This is a genomic window from Sorangium sp. KYC3313 (genome assembly GCF_052075895.1).
Taxonomy (GTDB): Bacteria; Myxococcota_A; Polyangia; order Polyangiales; family Polyangiaceae; genus Sorangium; species Sorangium cellulosum_B.
In genome coordinates, this window is sequence record NZ_CP197255.1 from 8,208,190 (window position 1) to 8,225,160 (window position 16,971).

17 protein-coding genes are annotated in these 16,971 nt (G+C 69.5%); 5 read left to right on the forward strand and 12 right to left on the reverse strand.

The features are described 5' to 3' along the window. Positions 1 to 221: 221 nt before the first annotated feature. The 7 genes from ACSRUE_RS31570 to ACSRUE_RS31600 form a co-directional block, all read right to left on the reverse strand. Positions 222 to 854 carry an FMN-binding negative transcriptional regulator gene (locus ACSRUE_RS31570; protein WP_437944268.1) on the reverse strand — a complete coding sequence of 211 codons (633 nt, stop codon included), beginning with the start codon at positions 852 to 854 and terminating at the stop codon, positions 222 to 224. A 62-nt stretch (positions 855 to 916) separates the two neighbouring features. Continuing rightward, positions 917 to 2,167, reverse strand: coding sequence for a GNAT family N-acetyltransferase (locus ACSRUE_RS31575; RefSeq protein WP_437767964.1), 1,251 nt, complete (start codon positions 2,165 to 2,167; stop codon positions 917 to 919). A gap of 3 nt (positions 2,168 to 2,170) precedes the next feature. Further along, positions 2,171 to 3,124 (reverse strand): hypothetical protein, encoded by a 954-nt coding sequence (locus ACSRUE_RS31580; protein ID WP_441286837.1) that lies wholly within the window; start codon positions 3,122 to 3,124, stop codon positions 2,171 to 2,173. Then, a complete protein-coding gene (locus ACSRUE_RS31585; RefSeq protein ID WP_441286838.1) occupies positions 3,094 to 4,194 on the reverse strand; it encodes a DUF3419 family protein in 1,101 nt (366 codons plus the stop codon). The genes ACSRUE_RS31580 and ACSRUE_RS31585 overlap by 31 nt, the downstream gene beginning before the upstream one ends. Then, a complete protein-coding gene (locus tag ACSRUE_RS31590) occupies positions 4,191 to 4,925 on the reverse strand; it encodes an iron-containing redox enzyme family protein (protein ID WP_437767967.1) in 735 nt (244 codons plus the stop codon). Before ACSRUE_RS31590 ends, ACSRUE_RS31585 begins: the two co-directional genes overlap by 4 nt. Positions 4,926 to 4,999: 74 nt before the next feature. After that, positions 5,000 to 5,938, reverse strand: coding sequence for an aspartyl/asparaginyl beta-hydroxylase domain-containing protein (locus tag ACSRUE_RS31595; protein ID WP_441286839.1), 939 nt, complete (start codon positions 5,936 to 5,938; stop codon positions 5,000 to 5,002). 21 nt (positions 5,939 to 5,959) lie between these two features. Further along, positions 5,960 to 6,811, reverse strand: coding sequence for an FkbM family methyltransferase (locus ACSRUE_RS31600; RefSeq protein WP_441286840.1), 852 nt, complete (start codon positions 6,809 to 6,811; stop codon positions 5,960 to 5,962). A gap of 317 nt (positions 6,812 to 7,128) precedes the next feature. On the opposite strand from ACSRUE_RS31600, the gene ACSRUE_RS31605 reads away from it, so the two are divergent. After that, positions 7,129 to 8,946, forward strand: a complete 1,818-nt coding sequence (locus tag ACSRUE_RS31605; RefSeq protein WP_441286841.1) for a DHHA1 domain-containing protein — start codon at positions 7,129 to 7,131, stop codon at positions 8,944 to 8,946. A 208-nt stretch (positions 8,947 to 9,154) separates the two neighbouring features. Further along, a complete protein-coding gene (locus ACSRUE_RS31610) occupies positions 9,155 to 9,463 on the forward strand; it encodes a hypothetical protein (protein ID WP_441286842.1) in 309 nt (102 codons plus the stop codon). Positions 9,464 to 10,110: 647 nt separating this feature from the next. Here ACSRUE_RS31610 and ACSRUE_RS31615 read toward each other — a convergent pair. The 3 genes from ACSRUE_RS31615 to ACSRUE_RS31625 form a co-directional block, all read right to left on the reverse strand. Then, positions 10,111 to 11,925 carry a hypothetical protein gene (locus tag ACSRUE_RS31615; protein WP_441286843.1) on the reverse strand — a complete coding sequence of 605 codons (1,815 nt, stop codon included), beginning with the start codon at positions 11,923 to 11,925 and terminating at the stop codon, positions 10,111 to 10,113. A gap of 99 nt (positions 11,926 to 12,024) precedes the next feature. Continuing rightward, positions 12,025 to 12,162, reverse strand: a complete 138-nt coding sequence (locus ACSRUE_RS31620; RefSeq protein WP_437767978.1) for a hypothetical protein — start codon at positions 12,160 to 12,162, stop codon at positions 12,025 to 12,027. Positions 12,163 to 12,185: 23 nt separating this feature from the next. Further along, complete coding sequence (locus tag ACSRUE_RS31625) at positions 12,186 to 12,440, reverse strand: hypothetical protein (RefSeq protein WP_441286844.1); 255 nt, start codon at positions 12,438 to 12,440, stop codon at positions 12,186 to 12,188. 430 nt (positions 12,441 to 12,870) lie between these two features. Between ACSRUE_RS31625 and ACSRUE_RS31630 the strand changes: the two genes are divergently transcribed. Further along, positions 12,871 to 14,142 carry an AAA family ATPase gene (locus tag ACSRUE_RS31630; protein WP_441286845.1) on the forward strand — a complete coding sequence of 424 codons (1,272 nt, stop codon included), beginning with the start codon at positions 12,871 to 12,873 and terminating at the stop codon, positions 14,140 to 14,142. Beyond that, complete coding sequence (locus ACSRUE_RS31635) at positions 14,139 to 14,813, forward strand: hypothetical protein (RefSeq protein ID WP_437767980.1); 675 nt, start codon at positions 14,139 to 14,141, stop codon at positions 14,811 to 14,813. The genes ACSRUE_RS31630 and ACSRUE_RS31635 overlap by 4 nt, the downstream gene beginning before the upstream one ends. Positions 14,814 to 14,832: 19 nt before the next feature. On the opposite strand, the gene ACSRUE_RS31640 is transcribed toward ACSRUE_RS31635, so the two are convergent. Then, positions 14,833 to 15,261: a hypothetical protein gene (locus ACSRUE_RS31640; RefSeq protein ID WP_441293203.1), complete on the reverse strand. Its 429-nt coding sequence runs from the start codon at positions 15,259 to 15,261 to the stop codon at positions 14,833 to 14,835. Positions 15,262 to 15,372: 111 nt separating this feature from the next. Here ACSRUE_RS31640 and ACSRUE_RS31645 point away from each other — a divergent pair, with 111 nt between their 5' ends. Further along, positions 15,373 to 15,576 carry a phospholipase D-like domain-containing protein gene (locus ACSRUE_RS31645; RefSeq protein WP_441293152.1) on the forward strand — a complete coding sequence of 68 codons (204 nt, stop codon included), beginning with the start codon at positions 15,373 to 15,375 and terminating at the stop codon, positions 15,574 to 15,576. Positions 15,577 to 15,838: 262 nt separating this feature from the next. Here ACSRUE_RS31645 and ACSRUE_RS31650 read toward each other — a convergent pair whose 3' ends face one another. After that, positions 15,839 to 16,696: a hypothetical protein gene (locus tag ACSRUE_RS31650; protein WP_441286846.1), complete on the reverse strand. Its 858-nt coding sequence runs from the start codon at positions 16,694 to 16,696 to the stop codon at positions 15,839 to 15,841. Between the last annotated feature and the right edge of the window lie 275 nt (positions 16,697 to 16,971).

Consider the following 16,971-nt stretch of genomic DNA (forward strand, 5'->3'; position numbering starts at 1 on the left):
ATATCTCGGCGAAACGTCTCAGACAGCGAGGAGCTGAGCGCAATGCCCTGTCATGGTCCGCAACGGATTGCGCTGTTGCGCAACGCTTCCGCCGGCGCATCACCACCGCTTCATGGTCAGCTGGGCGAGAGCTCCTGCTCAACTGGTTCCGCGCACGGAGCGCCTTCGCCCATGGCGCCACCGAGGGATTCAACAATAAAGCGAGGATTACGACCAGACCTCTACGCGTCGTCTCCCTTCGGCCTGCGCGCGCCCATCAGCTCCACGAGCCCCTCGCCGCCGCGTGGACGGCCGAGCTCCAGGAACCGCATGACGGCATCGTAATCCTGCGGGTCGCGGTTCTGGCTCAGCTTGAACTTGCCTTCCAGCCGGGTCACGGAGATCTCGAACGCGACGATGCCGCCCAAGAGCTGGCGCACGACCGCCTCGGCGTCATCGGGGCTCCAGGGGTTGTCCCTCCCGGCCTCGTACTTGCTGGCCAGCCGCCGCAGCGAGCTCAGGACCTTCGCGGGCTCCTCGACGATGCTGGGTGTGCCATAGACATGGACAACCGCATAGTTCCAGGTCGGGACGCCGGGCCGCCTGTAAACGGAGGGGGATATGTACGCGTGCGGCCCCGTGAAGATGGCGAGCACCTCCCCCTGCTGCGCGAACGCCCGCCACTGCGGATTCGCCCGCGCCACATGGCCCTGGAGGAGCAGTCGTCCCTCGGGGTCCCGCTCGGCGAGGAGCGGCAGGTGCGTCGCACAGGGGACGTCGTTCTCCACAGTGACCAGCGTCGCGAAGCCGTGCTCGCCGATGAGCGCCAGCAGCTCCGACTCGTCCTGCTCGTGGAACGACCTGGGGATGTACATTCGGCGCACCTTAGCGTTCCAGTCTCGGCCGGACCAGGGGGCCCCGCCCATGCGAGCGTTGATCAGGGGGCCCCGCCCATGTGAGCGCTCCGGGGGTCGCCCTGCACCTGGGCCCGGCTCAGGCGGGAGAAGAGGGACAGGTAGGGTCGCAAGACCGTGCGCGACCAGCGCCGCGGGATCCAGAGAAACCCGGAGACCGCATGCCGCCGCGCCCCCCTCCGCCGCTTGGTCTCGTACCCGCCAGGCCCCAGCCAGAGCCTCCGGGCCCCGAGCTGATAGGCCCGGCGCACCGGCTCGTAGAAGGCGAGGTTGAAATACAGGGCCGACGCCGAGGCGCCGGTCTCCGCGCGCCCGACCCGGTAGAACCACAGATCCTCTTGCTTGTGCAGGAGCAGGGAGAACCCGACCGGCTCGGCGCCCTTCATGGCCACCACCGCCTCCGCCTCCGGGGAGACGTGCCGCTCGAGCGCAGCCCAGAACCAGGCCGGATTGCGGAAGTGCTCCTTGCCGTACTGGGAATACGTCACCTCGTAGAAGCGCTCGAAGTGGCCCCCCATCTCGCTGAGCCGGGAAACGCGCTCGAAGCGCACGCCCTCTCTCCGCGCCTGGGCCATCTCCTTCTTCAGCAGCCGCCGGGCGTCGCTCTTGAACTTGCCCAGGTAATCTTCGAGGCCTTCACCGGGGACGTCGACGAGGTTGTCGTGGAAGAGGAAGAGCTCCTGGAAGGACGCCCCCGTGAGCGCCTCGCGCAGCGCGACGTCCTCCTCGGGCACACCGTAGAAGTAGAGCGGACACTGCTCGCTCGCCGCGAGCTCCCGGAGCCCCTCGACGACCATTTTCCGGGCCCGCTCCGCGACAGGGGCCGGCTGCGGCGCGCAGAGGACGCCGCCCCGCAGGCTGAGCGGGCTCGCCACGACCACCGCGCCGTCGGCCCCGGCCCCCGAGAGCCACGCCAGCCGGCGGTAGGCATCCGCCACGGCGATCGCCAGCCCGCTCCAGCGGGCGCTGCCGGGGTTGAGGCGCTCGAGATCCGCCTTCCAGCTTGTGAAGAAGAACTTCTCCAGCGAGTAGTGGGGGTGGATCGTCTTGCTCCGCGTGATGAAGAACGGGCACAGCGCGATCGGGACCCCCTGCTGGCTGACGATGGCATACCGCAGGGACAGCTCCCCCCGGACCAGGAAGGCGAGATCCACGGCGTCCAGCATCCGGAGCCAGCGCCGGCCGAAGAACACGCCCGCTCCGGCCGTGAGCGCATCCAGCTCCGCGTCGCTCAGGTGGCTCACGGAGCCATGGAACGTCAGCGCGAGGGACATGGCCTAGAGGATCTCATCGTCGCTGCTCCACGGCCGGCCTGCGGAGTCGGGCTCGGGTCCGGACTCGGGTCCGGGCGAGCCGCCCGAGCTCCCCCGCAGCCGCACTGCGTAGTCCTGGAACGTCGCCATGCTGACGTAGAGCGGGATGAGCAGCTTTCGCCCGCTGGCATCCCACGTCACATCCCCGAGCATCTGGGCGCCCTGCCTGAGGTACAGGTGGAGCAGGGCCGGGAGCGGATGGTCCGGATCGGCCTTTCTCTGCTGCTGGACGAGGAGGCGAAAGGCCCTGCGCTGCGGCGGCAGCGACGGAGCGAGCGGCGGAGGCGCGCTCGCGTCGGGTCCGAGCGGGCGGCGGGGTCGCACCCTGCGGACGTCGGAGAGGTGATAACGGCGCAGGTAATCCACGACGAGCCGGCACGACTCCGGCGCGTGGTCCAGCAAGGCCACGGTCCCGAAGACGTTCTGGTACCTCGGGTGGGCGCTGCCGAACGCGCTGATCGACGCCAGCAGCGCGTCGATGATACCCCGGGTCCGCGGGTGCCCCCGGACGACCCAGAACCGCCCGTATTCCACGGCCGTATCGAAGAACGCCTCGGCCCCCAGCTCGAGCTCCCAGCCCGAGCTCACGTAGAGGCCCTCGACGCCGTGCCGAGCGAGCAGCTCGTCGCCCGGGCACAGCCGCAGCGCTCCCACCGGCCCGGTCGCGTCGAACGCGACCATCTGGATGGCCTGTCGGTCCTGGAGATCCAGGCCGTAGTTCCACGACTCGCCCTCGCCGAACGCCATGGCCCGGAGCTGGACGATGTGCTCGACGAACTCGGGATCGTCTTCGAGCCGGGCCGCGTGGACCGAGATCCCCCCGAGCTCGCAGAGCGGCGAGCCGCCCCGCCGCGAGGGAGACGCCGCCGGCGCTGGCGCGGTCGGCGTCAGGATGCGCGATAGATCTGTACTTGCCACAGCTGCGTCCGCTCCCGGTCGATGGTCTCCTGGTACTGGGAGGCCAGAGACTGGAATCCAGAGGTTTCGGGCCGCACGACGCGGAGGTGCCCCCGCGTGACGACGAGGGCGTCGCGGTCAAGGCCAGGCCGTACCTGCTGAAGGAACTGGTGCTCGAGGGGGCCCTTGAAGAACGTCGGCACATCCGACAGCGAGAGGAAATCGACCGCGTCGCCGGCGCCGCGGACCACCTCGAGGACATCGCCCTTCACGTAAGACACCTCGGTCTCGGCCAGGGCGCGGCGTGCCTGCGCGTAGATCGCTGGGTCGCACTCGATCGGGTTTCCCTCGGCGTACCGCAGCTCGCCAAAGAAGACGAGCTGCAGGAAATAGCTCTCGCGCGCCAGGAGCTGGGTGAAGAGCCTGTCGAAGATGCCCCGGTAGATGCCGTACGCGCTCCCCGGGAGGTTCTTCTTGGGGAACTCGCCCTTGTAGAGCAGCGAGTTGAGCACGGCGGCGTTGCCCAGCAGCAGCAGGACCGCGCGGAAGCGAGCGCGCGGAAACGAGGAGGCCAGGTAGGCCCGCTGCGCCTCGAGGTCCGTCGCCTCGAAGAGTCGCTGCCCCGCCCGGCCCGTCAGCAGGCGGTTGACCCTGGAGAGCTGCGCCATGGTCTTCTCGAAGCGACCGAGGTAGACGATGCGCGCCCAGCCGCTCGCCTCGAAGATCCGCTCCAGGGTGCTCCGCGCCCCGGCGGACAGCTCCAGCCGCTGGAAGCGCTCCCGCCGCTCGGCGGGCGTCATCGGCCGCGGCGGGTAGCCGAGGAAGCTGACGTACTCCTCGTGCTCCAGCGCGCGGAGGGCGGCGAGCCGCATCTCCGTCAAGGCGAGCTGCGGGCTGGAGATATCGACGCAGGTCAGCTTCCTCGGGGACCGGGCGAGCAGGGGGAGCACCCGCCCGCCCGAGCCCGCGATGGCGACGACGTGCCGGGCCCGCGCGGGCAGGACCGCGAGCTCGACCGAGGAGTCTTCATCGCCCAGCGAGTAGTTGAGCTGCTCGTCGAAGTAGGCCGCTGCCCTGGCGTCCGAGCTCATTTCATGAGACCGAGGAAGGCATAGCCCGGCGACTGCTCCTTCTGCAGCCGCTCGTACTCCGCATAGACCTCTTCCATCATGTTGCCCATCAGGCGCAGGCTGGTGGTCATGACGCGCTCGATGTCCTGCCAGTCCTGGTCGGTCGTACAGTTCTGGGCGATCATCCTGCGCACCTGCGCGGCGTGATCCTCGTCGATCTTCGAGTGCGCGACGAAGAACGTCATCTGCGCGGGCTTGAGATCGAGGCTCTCCTTCACCTTGTTGACGAGGGGCATGACGAAGTCGTACGAGCTCTCCGCCCAGTAGCTGTACCCGAGCCGGCGGACCGGGTTGCCGGTGGCGGAGACCCAGTAGAGGTAGGCGATCATCGCTTCGGTCATCGGCAGGGGCGGCGGGATCTTGAGCGCCTCCTTCGGCAGGCCGAGCGCGAGCAGGTCGTGCAGGGCCATGTGTTCGTGCCCCGTCTCCTCGGTCGCGTGCTCGAAGCAGAACTTCAGGTAGGGGATGCCGATGTCCAGCGCGCGGACCCCCACGAGGGCCTGGTTGCGCGCGTTGTGCAGCGTGTAGTGGTAGGTCTCCATCAGGTAGATGGCGTACAGCTGCTTGTCGATGCGCCCCTCCTGGATGGTCTTGATCAGCCGGGAGCGCGCGAACAGGTCCTCCCAGGCGGCCTTCAGCTTCCTGTCGAGCGCCGCGAACCTGGCCGTGGTGACGTCTTCATCCGTGTTCATGTGTTCTCCACTCCACGAAGAGAAGGGGCATTGCGAATCGAGGTGACATGAAGGGCCGCGCGCCGACCCGAGGGTCAGGGGGCTTGTACGTGGAGGTGGAACCGGGAACCATCCACGCCGGAGATCAGGGTGGCGCCGACGACGCGCCCGCCGTCGAAATCGCACTCCATGACGGTGCCGGGCGCCAGCCCGTGGACCGCGAGCGTCCCGCCCGACGCCGGCTCCAGCCGCAAGAGCGGCTGCTCGTTGACCATCACGATCAGCGTGCCGTCCTGCACCTGGACGCGGCCGTCGACGGGCGCGGGCAGCGGCTCGTAGGACGTGCCCGGCGGCACGAAGCCCGCCGGCAGACGGAAGCTGAAGGCGAAGCGCTGGAGGAGCGCGTCGTCACGGCGCGCCTCGCCGGCCATCCTGATCCCGCGGGCGCGCTGCGCCTCGACGAAATCGCGCGGGAACAGGCCGAGCACGAACTCGTTGACGAGGAGGTCGATGACCAGGTGTACGCGGGTGATCGGGCTGCGGTTGTGCGCGCTGTGGAACCGGGAGAAGTCGCCGTACCAGAGCTCTCCCTCCTTCCAGTCGCACCGCTCTCCATCGATGAAGAAGTCGACGTCCGGGTGGGTCACCACCGGGACGTGGAGCCTCAACATGCCCTCCTCGAACGAGACGAAATTGTCTCGGTGCCGGGCGATGATCCCGCCCGGCCCCAGGGACAGCAGGCGAACCAGCCGCTTCGGGCAGGCCAGGCCGTCGAGGATCTCGGCCAGGTAGGGCGCGCGCCGGAGCGCCTCGGTCGGCGCGTAGTCGTCGCTCGCCTGCTCGGCGAGCCGCTGGTGTCCGTCGCCGGCCCGGGCGCGCCCCCCGGGAGCGATGAGGCTGATGCTCTCCCAGGCGCGGTTCCCTTCGCCGGCGTACCCGGCGGAGACGCGCTCCAGGTCCTCCAGGAGCCGCAGCTCGGACTGCATCCGCGCGGCGTCGTAGCCGCGGGGCAAACGGATGATGGCGTCGCTCATCGGGTTCTCCATGCGTGCGGCTCAGGCCTGCGCCACCCCTCGGGTGCGCGCGTACACGAGGTTGCCGAGGCCGCCGATGCGGTACGCGAAGACGCACGAGAAGCCGTGGCCGGACAGCAGTCGATCGAAGTCCTGCCGGGCCGGCGCGTCCTCGTACCTCCTGCTGATGTTGGTCTCGAGATCGATGAGCCTGACGTGCTCCAGCGTCTGCGCGCCGCCCTGGAGCGCCCGCAGCTCGGCCCCCTGGATGTTCATGCGCAGGTAGCTGAAGTCCGACGCTCGCCAGCCGTACGGGAGCCCTCCGACGAGCCCGTCCAGGGTCGTGCAGGGCACCTTGATCTCCTGGTATCTCAGCGCGGTCGCGGTCTGCAGCGCGGTCGTCAGCCACCCGACCGGACGCTTGTACCAGGGCAGGGACCGCGCTTCCTCCCACTGCTCGGCGAAGTTCTCCGGCACCGGCCTGGAGAGCGACGACAGCGAGGTCATGTGCGTGCGGCAGAAGCTGACCTCGCCCGAGCGGTCCGCGACCGCGCAGCGCACCGCGTACGCGCGGGGGCGAACCGGGTCATCGATGAAGTCCGCGATCGGGCCGCACGTCGCGTTGAACGCGTCGACCCGGCGCTGGAGCTGCGCGAACTCGCGCTCGAGCGGCTCCACCATCACCACGCGGCGGAACCCGAGCGCCGCGTACATCGGCAGCTCCTGTCCGATGTGGCCGCCCAGGTGGAGCACGCCCGTGCGCGGGACCGCGAGGCGCTCGAAGAGGTACTGGTAAGCGCACAGCAGCGGATCGAAGGGCGCATGAGCCCCACGCTTGAGCGCCTCGGCCAGGAGTTGCTTTGGGACCCGCTTGTACTCAGTGTCGCCGAGCATCCGACGGCCATATACTCGAGACGGACTTTGAAGTCCATACGCAGAGACGCGTCCTTCTCAATCGAAGTCCTGTCGAAGTTCGGGCACAGTGTTCACATAAACTTACGAGCATCGTCGCCATGTCATGAAAAATCCGGTCACCCCGGACGTCGCGGCGATCGTCGTAGAGCGTCGATTGGGCCGCGGGTCCGCGCCTTGACACCACCGACCGAGCATGGTCTTCTCGCGCCGGCTCATCCCGCCGGAGCTCGCCGCGGCGGCCGTCCGCGCGATGCAGTACGCACCGGAGCGCGCGCTGGACGAGGCCTCGGCGGACCATGAAGCTCTACGATGCGAGTACCATCGACGCGGCCCCCTGGCCGGACACGGAGGAGGGGCGCAAGGCGCGCGGCTTCCTCGTCCCGCTCTTCCAGCGAGGCCCCCAGGCGTTCTTCGGTGATCGGAGCACGCTGCGGCTGCTCAGCGTCGATGATCTGCTGATCCCGCTGTCCATCAACGACGCCGACCAGGGCAACTCCTACTTCTTTTCGTTGTTCGCGCGCTACATCACCAGCCAGCGCGCCGCCATCGCCACGCTGGACTGGAGCCCGGCCCTGGCGTCCGGCGCGAGCAGCGCGCTCTTCGGCCTGGGCGCGCTGCTCAAGGCCACGCAGATCGACATGTGCATCCAGGTCGACAACTGGCCCTCGCTGCGCAACATGGCGCCGCCGCTCGGCGCGGGCCAGATCCGGCGGATCACGGACTTCCTCGCGGCGCGCTATCCGGAGCACGCGATCGTCTTTCCGGCGCTCAGCCCGGCCACGCACGCGCCGCTGCTCAACCGCCTCAAGGAGGAGGGCTATGCGTTCACGTACATGTCGTACACGCGCATGCTCCTGCCCTACGGGGTGGAGCTGAGCCGCAAGGTGCGCGAGAACCGCCGCCGGGACGCGCGGCTGCTGGCGGCCTCCGGCTACGAGGTGGTGGACGGCCGGGACATGCCCGGCTGCGCCCCGCGGCTGGCCGAGCTGTACCAGATGCTGAACCGCGAGAAGTACAGGACCAATCCGCCCATGTCGCCCGCGTTCTTCGAGGTGTGCCTGCGCGGGGAGATGGTCCGGCTCCGGCTGCTCGTGAAGGACGGCCGTATCGACACGTTCTACGGCTTCATGGTGAAGGGCGATGTCCTCTACTCTCCCGCGGCGGGGTACGATCTGGCCAGACCTCAAGAGGTGGGGCTGTACAGGATCCTCAACAGCCTGCTGATGCAGGAGGCGCTGGAGCGGGGCATCGCGATCGAGACGGGGGGCGGCGCCGACGGCTTCAAGGCGCTGCGAGGGGACCGGCCGGTCCCCCGCTACAACGCTTTCTACGTCCGTCACCTGCCCTCCCGGCGCCGCCTCGGCTGGCGTCTGCTGCAGCGGCTCGCGAACGACGTGCTGCTCAAGGTCACCCGCGGGATCCTGCGAGGGATCGACGAGGCCGTCGTCGGCTTCGATGGCATTCCCGAGACGTTCGCCCCGCCGTTCATGTCGCCCGGCGAGTCGGCGGAGCGGCTGCGCCGGGATCTCGACGCGCTGGAGCGCGAGGTGGACGCGGCGTCGGCGCTGGAGGGGAGCGCGCTGGCCGACCGCGTCTCGGCGCTCGCGAGGTCGCTGGAAGAATGGGCGTGCCCCCCGCGGCGGGCGGTGGCGCTGCGGCAGCGGCTGGAGGGGCTCTCGCGGCGCCGGGACGAGGAGAAGCGCTCGCGGCGGGCGTCCACGCGGGCCCAGCGGGCGACGGTGGCGCGCCAGCTGCTCGAGGGCGCGACAAGGCTGGGCGATGCGACCGTGGTGGTCCATCACCTGGGCGAGATCTCCCGGCAGCAGCTGCGCGCGCTCGCGGAGCAGCTGTGCAAGGCCGGCGCGTGCACCGCGGTGGCGCTCGCGGGCACGGAGGGTGGGACCGCGACGCTCGTCGCGGCGGCCACGCGAGGGCTCGTCGAGCGCGGCGTGGAGGCGAATCAGGTGCTGGCGCAGGCCGCGCCGGCCGTGGAGGGCAGCGCCGAGGGCGGACCGGAGGTGGCGTGGGCCGGCGGCTCGCGGCCCGAAGGTGCCGCCGCGGCGCTCGAGGCGGCGCGACGGTACCTCGAGGCGCGCCTCGGCGGCGCGGCGTAGCGGCGAGGCCGCCGGGCAGCGCCTCGTCGGCGTGGCGCGGGCTCTCCGGGTCGAAGCGCTGGCCGCCCGGCAGCGCGTTCCACGCGCGCGGGCCGTCCGGCGTCATCTCGACGACGAGGCGCTGCATGTCGGTGATCATCACGTCCCGCGTCCGATCGGTGAAGACCGCGGAGGGACTGCGACAGCTCCTGGGTCCCCCCGGTACGAGATGGCCACGTCCAAAGCGCTCGATCTGCTGGCTCGGACCCGGCAGCACTTCGAGACCCCCATCGAGATCACGGTGAACCATCTGGTCAGTCGCGAGTACATCGTCCACTTCCAGCAAGAAGCCGTGATCGAGCAGGCCAGGCGTACGAGCGGTGGCTCGGCGGCAGCCGTCCCACTGTGGGATCCATCCAGGCACGATGTCCTCACCCGGCGCGTGCTCGAAGCGCTCGATCGCGATCTGATCTCCGCCGGGCGCGCGCGGGAGTTGCTGCAGCTGACCGCCTGGGATGATTTGCCCACGAGCGCGTGAGCCAGAGCGTTCCCATGGTTCGGTACCTCCGTGAGCTCCCAGGCGACGTTGGCAGGATCATCGGGCTACACGCCCTCTTGCGGGTGCTGGTCGAGCGCGGCGCGCTCTCCGCGGCGCTCGCCTGGGCGGTTGCGGCTTCCCGTGACCTCGATCCTCCGCTCTGGTGGACGGGGTGGACCGCCTCGCTCCCACCGGCGAAGCCGTAGCACCGCACTCCGTCTTCCGGGCCCCGGAGGTCCAGACGCTGGAGAGGCTCGCTAGACGTCGAGCTTTTCCTGTCTGCCATCGTCATCCCGCCTCGAGGTCCAAATCGCGGGCTCGCGTTCTATTGCTGCGAACGCTGATAGGTATTCCCGAAGTCGTCCTGCACCACGACGGCGAGCCCGTCCACCGCCTCCACCTCGAGCCCTACTCCCGCAAAAGGTCCCGCGGACCCGACACGGCCTCGGTCGATTTCCCCCCGCCCCCTCCCGTTCAATTGGCATGGATCTCCAGGGAGCGAGGAGAACATCCCCTCTCCGCGGCCCGGCGACGCCCCCTCTCGCCGCCCCCTCGCTCCGGCAGCTCCGGCAGCTCCGACGGGCGCCTGGTCATGGCGCCGCAACAGCGGCTGTCCGCGCGGCGTCCGGGGACGAGAACCTCGGACATCATTTGCCGCGCCCGGGGTCGCCGATCCAGAGGCTGGGGGCGCCGGGTCGGCCGTAGACACGGAGCTCACGCCGCGAGAGCCGTCGCGCGTCGTCGTGGAGCGGGGCGCAGAGAGCGGGCGGTTCACTCGGCAAGGGGCGGTCCTCGATAGGCCTGGGAGTCCGAAGGGAGAACGTCGCGCTGGGCGCCGCATCAAGGACACCGCGGAGCGCTTGCACGAGATCGGTGAGCTGCGCCGTGACGACGACCGTGCGCGGCCGCCCTGCCGCATGGAAGATGTCGCTCACCTGCTCGTAGATCTCGAACTCCTCGCGTAGCCAGACGGAGGCATAACGGTCCGTACCGGACCCGAGCACGGGCACATGGAACGCATCCGCCAAGGCTCCGCCGACACGCTCGAACGTCTCGAGGGAGAACGGGCGGGACGGAGAGACCCGCCCAGCGGTGAAGACTCGTTCGAAGTATCTGGACCAGGATGCAGCGACGGGCGAGGGCGACAGCCCGATCTCTCTCGCGTCCACGTACAACGTGCCTTCTCGATCCAGGTAATAGTTGCTGTCGGTGTCCGTCGCATGGCCGACGTGCACGAGCCGCGCAGCCATCGGCCCCTCGATGGCTCGCAAGGCGAAACCGCGCTTGACGTGGGAATAGATCCCCCAGGAGAGCCCAGCGAAGGTCAATCCACCGCACGTCTTCTCGAACGCGGCGATCGGCTCGGACAGCTCCATCCCCGCCGCATGGAACAGCGCGGCGAGCTCTCCGGGCGAGCAGGTGTCGCCCGCGTCCCACCGGAGATCGATGGTCGCGTAATAGGCCAGCGTGCGGTCGGAGAGGTACGGGCGCAGCGCCTCGAGCGGGTTGGCATAGTCGAGCACCATGCGGCCGTCGTGGTAGAGCTGCTCCGCCTTGAGGACGCTCCCTGCGTGCTCCCGTGACACCTCGATCTCGAGGTCACGGCCCGATCGCTTGGCGTAGACGTATCCGGCCTGCCCCGGCTCCTCCGACAGGGTCCGAATGGCACCGCGCGCGCGCCGCTCCTCGGGAGAGAGCGGCCTCGGGGCCTCCTCCGGCGGGCGAGCATCCTCCAGCATTTCGAGCCCCGCCACGTCGACGCCGGCCTCCTCGGAGGCGGCGCCGCGAGCCGTCTCGATGCAACGGGCCACGTCCGCGAGCGAGCTCGTCCAGACGAAGGTCTCGCCTGCAAGATCGTCACGGAGAGGGTGACCATCGGCGATCACGCCCCCCGGATAGACCCAGAAGGTGTGCGACGTGTCGCTTGCTTCCACCACCGGCAGCGCGGCCAGCGCCTCCGCGAGCCGTGCGCCGAGGCGCGGGCGAAAGGCGGCACGGATGCGGTGCGCCTCGACCGGCTCACGATCGGCGAGCAACGCGAGCACCTCGATCAGCCCGCGAGCTGACGTGGCCGCAGGCGCGCCGCTCGCGTGCACCAGGGCGCCTCGCTCATCGGCGAGCAACGGGAAGGTCCGGCCCCCAAGGCTCGCCTGGCCGACGGGGACGGCGAGGATCGCGCCGGATCGGGCACGAAGCGGCGGGGCGCGCATCGCCGGATGGTCGACCCCGGGGAAGAGCCACAGATCCGCCTGTCCGGGCGCGCGCCGGGAACCGATGCCAGCGAGCTGCGCGTGGAGCTCGAAGAGAGCATCCCAGGCCGGCAGCCGCGCTCCAGCGAGATGGCGGCGGAGTTCGTCCAAGCTCATCGACGCGGGCGCGTCGCGGGGACCGAGATCGAGCGTGGCGAGCGCGCGCGCTGACAGGCTCTTCAGGAGCTCGTGCTGTTTGGGCTGGACGATCATGCGGTATCGTAGCCGGTCTTCAACGTGTAGCCCTCGGGAGGCTTGTAGTTCGCGCCGGGTCTGCCGCGGCCTCGACGAACGCCTCACGCCGCCGTGCGCTCACCCCTCCATCTCGCCCCGCTCGTTGATCTCCGGTGTGCGGGAGACCTTGTCCCCCCAGCTCGTATACCGCTTCGCGAGCTTGCCTTCCTTGGTGAGGATGCCGGCGCGCTTCAGCAGAGCGATGTCCTCCTCCACCGATGTCGCGGTGAGAGCCCGGGTCAGGGCGCCGTCCCGAGGAGCCGGGCGTTGACCGGATCAAGCAGGTCGAGGCACCTCCCGAGGTGGATCATGGCGCCCACGACGGCCGCGTCATCCTCCCCGTAGCGGCGGCGCGCCCACCACCATGCCTGCTGTGGTGCGTACTCCCAGAAATAGATCCCGTGCCCCGGCCAGTCGTCGTCGTTGGTGCTGGCAGTGCATTGAGGTTTGCCGGGGCCCCAGCCGTGCGGGATCAGAATGTAGGCTCCAGCCACAAGGTCATCGTCCTCCACGTCGTCGTCCGTCTCGCTGTCCTCGTCGGGGTGAGCCGGCGGCGGGTGCTCCGCGGACGTTCTCGATCTCGTTCCCCATCGGACGGGCGGAGGAGGATCGTGCATGCCGGCACCAGCGCAGCGACGATGCCCCCGTCAACACGAGCGCCCCACGGGATCCACCCACGCCTGCATGGTGCCCTCCTTGACGCGATGCGCCGTACGCACGCTCGCGAGCGGCGTCCACGCGGCCCTCTCAGGGTGTGAACGTAGGGGCATGCCGGACCCTTTCCCTTCGCGAGGTCGACCAATCCGTGACCGCGCACCGAGAGCTCTCCTGAGCAGAGCCTGCGCGCGTGCTTGGGGACCTCGACCGCGCCCTCCGGGCTCGCCACGCGTTCGTTCTCCGGTATAGGGTCACGCCGTCCGCACCATGAAGATCACCCGCCTCTCCCTCCGCGACTTCCGGGGCTTCAGGAGCCTCGACCTCGATTTTTCGCCGGACGTCACCGCGCTCGTCGGCGTCAACGGCGCCGGCAAGACGTCGATCCTCGACGCGCTCGCGCTCCTGCTCTCGTGCCTCGTGGAGAGCATCCGCTCGGAAGAGCCCGAAACCATCGCGCCAAGTGCGAGCGACGTCCGGATTGGAGCATCGACGGCGCAGCTCTCGCTGACCGCGGAGATCAGTGTGCAGCCTACCCAGTGGAGCATCGCGAAGACGTTGCCGGGGCACCCGCCTGGAGCGCCGAGCGCGCTCGACGCGCTGCATGAGCCCGTCGCGGCCGCGCAGGCCACGATCGCGCTCGGCTCCCCTTTCCTCCCGCTCGTCGTCTACTTCCCCACGAACCGGAGCGCGCTCGACATCCCGGAGCGGATCCGCACGCCCCACGCCTTCGATGCGGTGAGCGCCTACGACGGCGCACTCGAGGGCGGGGCGAGCAACTTCCGGGGCTTCTTCGAATGGTTTCGCCAGGAAGAAGACATCCTCAACGAGCAGCAGGTCCTCGAGATCTTGCACGAGGAGCAAGGCCTCGACGGTTCCTCCACGCCGTCGCCATTGCCGGTCGTCCGCAGGGCGATCGAGGCGCTCCTGCCCGGCGCGCGTAGGGTCCGTATCGAGCGGCGACCGCAGCGCATGACTGTCGAGCTGAACGGCACGCGCCTCGACGTCGCCCAGCTCTCGGACGGCGAGAAGTGCCTCCTCGCCATGGCGGGGGACCTCGCGCGGCGCATGGCGCTCGCGGCGCCGAAGATAGAGAACCCGCTCGAGCACCCCGCGGTCGTCCTGATCGACGAGATCGAGCTCCACCTCCATCCCGGGCTCCAGCGGGTGATCCTGCCGCGGCTCCAGAAGGTGTTCCCGCGGGCCCAGTTCATCATCACCACCCACTCTCCCCAGGTGCTCTCCTCGCTGCACGCGGCAAACGTCCGCGTCCTGGAGCGCTTCGAGCTCCGGACGCTCGACCGCGGCACATGGCGGCGCGACACCAACCGCATCCTGGAGGCGGCCTTCGGCGATCCAGGGCGGCCTCCCGAGGTGGCGGCCAAGCTGAACCTGTTGCGCGACGCCATCGATGCCGACCGCTTCGACGAGGCGCGCCAGCTCATCCGTGAGCTGTCCACCATGATCGAGGGGGACGACCCCGACGTCTTCTTCTACCAGCAGCTCCTGCCGCCTGAAGACACCACCGAGGCCGCTTCGTGAGGCACATCGTGAAGGGGGCCGAGCCGGCGACGGTCACGGAGACACGCACCGCATCGACGACCGACCTCTCCACGGTGGCTCGAGCTCGCACCGCGTTCGATCAGATCGACAAGGGTCGCGTACGCGCCGACCTCGCGCACGAGCAGGGCTGGCTCTGCGCCTTCTGCATGCGCCGTATCGCCCCTGACGCCGCCGACGCTCGCGGCGAGCGCACGATGAAGATCGCCCACCGCACGCCAATAGACGTCGATCCAGCGCAGGCCCTCTCGTGGAGGAACCTCCTGGGCTCGTGCGACGGCGGGCAGCGCTCGGGATGGCGGACGAGGAGCTGCGACGCCGCGCAGGGATCGACGGCGTTGACCGTCGACCCGACCGTGCAAGCCTCGTGCATTCAGCTTCGGTACGAGCGCCGCGACATCCACGAGGGGCTCTTCATCACATCGGATCACCCCGCTCTCAGCGCCGATGTCGACCAGACGCTCGGCCTGAACTCTGGAGACCTCCCCCTGCTGCGGGAGCAGGCGTGGAAGGCCTTTTGCGCTCTCCAGCAGAAGCACGCGCCGAAGCAGTACGGCCGCCCCGCGCGGGCCGCGTTCTTCCAGACGTGGATGAAGCAGCAGCCCGCGCGCCTCCCCGAGATGCTCGGCGTCATCGAGGAGCGGCTCCGGTGAGCACGCCAAAGGGTTGCCTTCACGCCAGCATGGACGCGATCCTGCTGCGGTGACCCCTGCCGACGTTTGCAAGCACCTCGTCGAGGCCCTCGAAGCCGATCTCGTCGGCCCCTTCGTGCCCGACAGCCGGCGAGCTGCTCGTCCGCACGGCGTCGCATGCGTACTTCGGGCAGGTCGTTAGCGCGCTGCGCCTGCCGGATCCGGAGCCCGACCCGCTGCGGCTGCGGCTGCGGCTGCGGCTGCGGGAGAAGGATGTGTGGAAGGCCGTCCAGAAGATCACGACGGCGGAGCAGCTCTCGATGATCGCCGGGCTCATGGAGCACGTCGCGAGCGCGATCCGCGGGGCTCCGGCGGAGAAGGTGCTCGCGGCGATCCGCGCCGAGAACGAGGCCACCACCACGACGTCGGAGCGCCCCTTGCGCAGCGCGGAGTACGACCGGATGCGCACCTCACGCGGTACTTCAGCAAGTTCCTCGCCGAGAGCTGGCCGTTCGGCGAGCCCCGTTCGCGCCTCTACTACGACAAGCGTGCGCTCGCCCCCGGGCCGCCGTACTGCAGCCTGCACGCGAAGTGCGTCGTCGTCGACAGCGCGAAGGCCTTATCCAGCGCGAACTTCACGCAGCGAGGCCAGGAGAGGAACATCGAGGTCGGCGTCCTGATCGAGGACCCGAGCTTCGCGAGCTACCTGGCTGGGCAGTGGCTCGGCTTGATCGACGCGCGAATTGTCGGCGAATTCACCAAGCTTAGCCTCGACCAGCTCTAGCGCAGCGCTGTCCCGGTCAGATGGAGACCTGCTAGCTGGCCGACGGGGTCGCAGGGCCGGAGGGGGGCCTCTCCACCGCGGAGACGAGTACCACTCGTCTTTTCTTGGAGCCACGTCCACCGGGAGACGAGTGCACTCGTCTTTTGCTGGAGCCACCGTCCACCGGGAGACGAGTGCCACCCGTCTTTTCTTGGAGCCACGTCCACCGGGAGACGAGTGCACCTCGTCTCCCGCGTGGAGGAGCCGGCTCACCCGGATGGGTTCACGGCGTCCCGCCCGCCCCGAGCGGTGGCGTCGAGACGGCTTCGGGCTTTGTCGCGGATGCTCTTCGACGGGGCTTCGCGAGGTCGTCGACCATCTCGACGTAGGGCGCCAGCAGGAACGCGGCGAGCGCCTCGCTCCCCGGGATGTCCGGGTCGGCGTGGCTCTCGATCTTCTGGATCAGGCTCCGCAGCGCATCCCGGGCGGCGCTCCACTGCGGCCGGCCATCGGTCGGCCCGCCGTCCTTGGCGAGCACCACGGTCGTGAAGCCGTAGGCCTCGCCGAAGCGCGCGTGGGCAGCGACGAGCTGCCGGTAGTGCCGGGTCCCGCCGAGCTGCTCGATCACCGCCTGGGCGCGCTCCTCCTCCAGCGTCTTCATCCGCTGCACCATCGCGGCCCACTGGACCCGCGGCCGGCGCGTGATGAAGCGAAGCCCCTCGGGCGCCGGAAAGAGCTGCCCGTACAGCCAGCGCGCGTCGGACGGCGACGGCGTCTGCCCATCCTCCGCGAGCCCGGCGGCTCCCGCGTTCCACTGCTCGAGCGCGCGCCATCGGTCGTCGCTGTCGGTGTTCGCCGCGCTCCGCTCGGCCTCGCTCGCCCCGGAATGGCGCTGGTCGGCCTGCGCGCTCGCCCGCAGGCCGCGGAACCCCTGGAGCTCCGTCGCGGCCGCCTCGAACCGCTTCCACGGTCTGTCGATGTGCGGCGGCAGCGCCGCGACGGGCTCGACCCCCTTGGGCAGCGGCGCGTCACCCTCTTTGCGCTTACCGCCCTTCGGCCGGAGCACCGCCGCGATCCGCGCGCTCATCTGATCTCGGAGACCGATCACGTCGTCCGCGACGAGCTCCTGGGGGAGAACCATGGTCGAAAACATCGGTGATTCACTCACGGGGGAAACCTCCTGTGATGTCTGATGGGTTCTGGCCTGCCGCCGCGGCGACACGCCGTGGTTTCGTTGCAGCGGGGCGGCATGGCAACCCACGTGCCGGCGCGAGATGCGTGAATGTCTCGGCGAAACGTCTCAGACAGCGAGGAGCTGAGCGCAATGCCCCGTCATGACCCGCAACGGATTGCGCTGTTGCGCAATGCTCCCGTCGGCACGTCGCGACCGCCTATCGAGCGCGATCCTATCACCGC

Excerpts from the sequence above, each read along its gene's own strand:
- ACSRUE_RS31605 (WP_441286841.1), top strand. The coding sequence starts at position 7,129 with ATGAAGCTCTACGATGCGAGTACCATCGACGCGGCCCCCTGGCCGGAC.
- ACSRUE_RS31585 (WP_441286838.1), bottom strand. The coding sequence starts at position 4,194 with ATGAGCTCGGACGCCAGGGCAGCGGCCTACTTCGACGAGCAGCTCAAC.
- ACSRUE_RS31595 (WP_441286839.1), bottom strand. The coding sequence starts at position 5,938 with ATGAGCGACGCCATCATCCGTTTGCCCCGCGGCTACGACGCCGCGCGG.
- ACSRUE_RS31610 (WP_441286842.1), top strand. The coding sequence starts at position 9,155 with ATGGCCACGTCCAAAGCGCTCGATCTGCTGGCTCGGACCCGGCAGCAC.
- ACSRUE_RS31575 (WP_437767964.1), bottom strand. The coding sequence starts at position 2,167 with ATGTCCCTCGCGCTGACGTTCCATGGCTCCGTGAGCCACCTGAGCGAC.
- ACSRUE_RS31600 (WP_441286840.1), bottom strand. The coding sequence starts at position 6,811 with ATGCTCGGCGACACTGAGTACAAGCGGGTCCCAAAGCAACTCCTGGCC.
- ACSRUE_RS31615 (WP_441286843.1), bottom strand. The coding sequence starts at position 11,925 with ATGATCGTCCAGCCCAAACAGCACGAGCTCCTGAAGAGCCTGTCAGCG.
- ACSRUE_RS31590 (WP_437767967.1), bottom strand. The coding sequence starts at position 4,925 with ATGAACACGGATGAAGACGTCACCACGGCCAGGTTCGCGGCGCTCGAC.
- ACSRUE_RS31570 (WP_437944268.1), bottom strand. The coding sequence starts at position 854 with ATGTACATCCCCAGGTCGTTCCACGAGCAGGACGAGTCGGAGCTGCTG.
- ACSRUE_RS31650 (WP_441286846.1), bottom strand. The coding sequence starts at position 16,696 with ATGGTTCTCCCCCAGGAGCTCGTCGCGGACGACGTGATCGGTCTCCGA.
- ACSRUE_RS31630 (WP_441286845.1), top strand. The coding sequence starts at position 12,871 with ATGAAGATCACCCGCCTCTCCCTCCGCGACTTCCGGGGCTTCAGGAGC.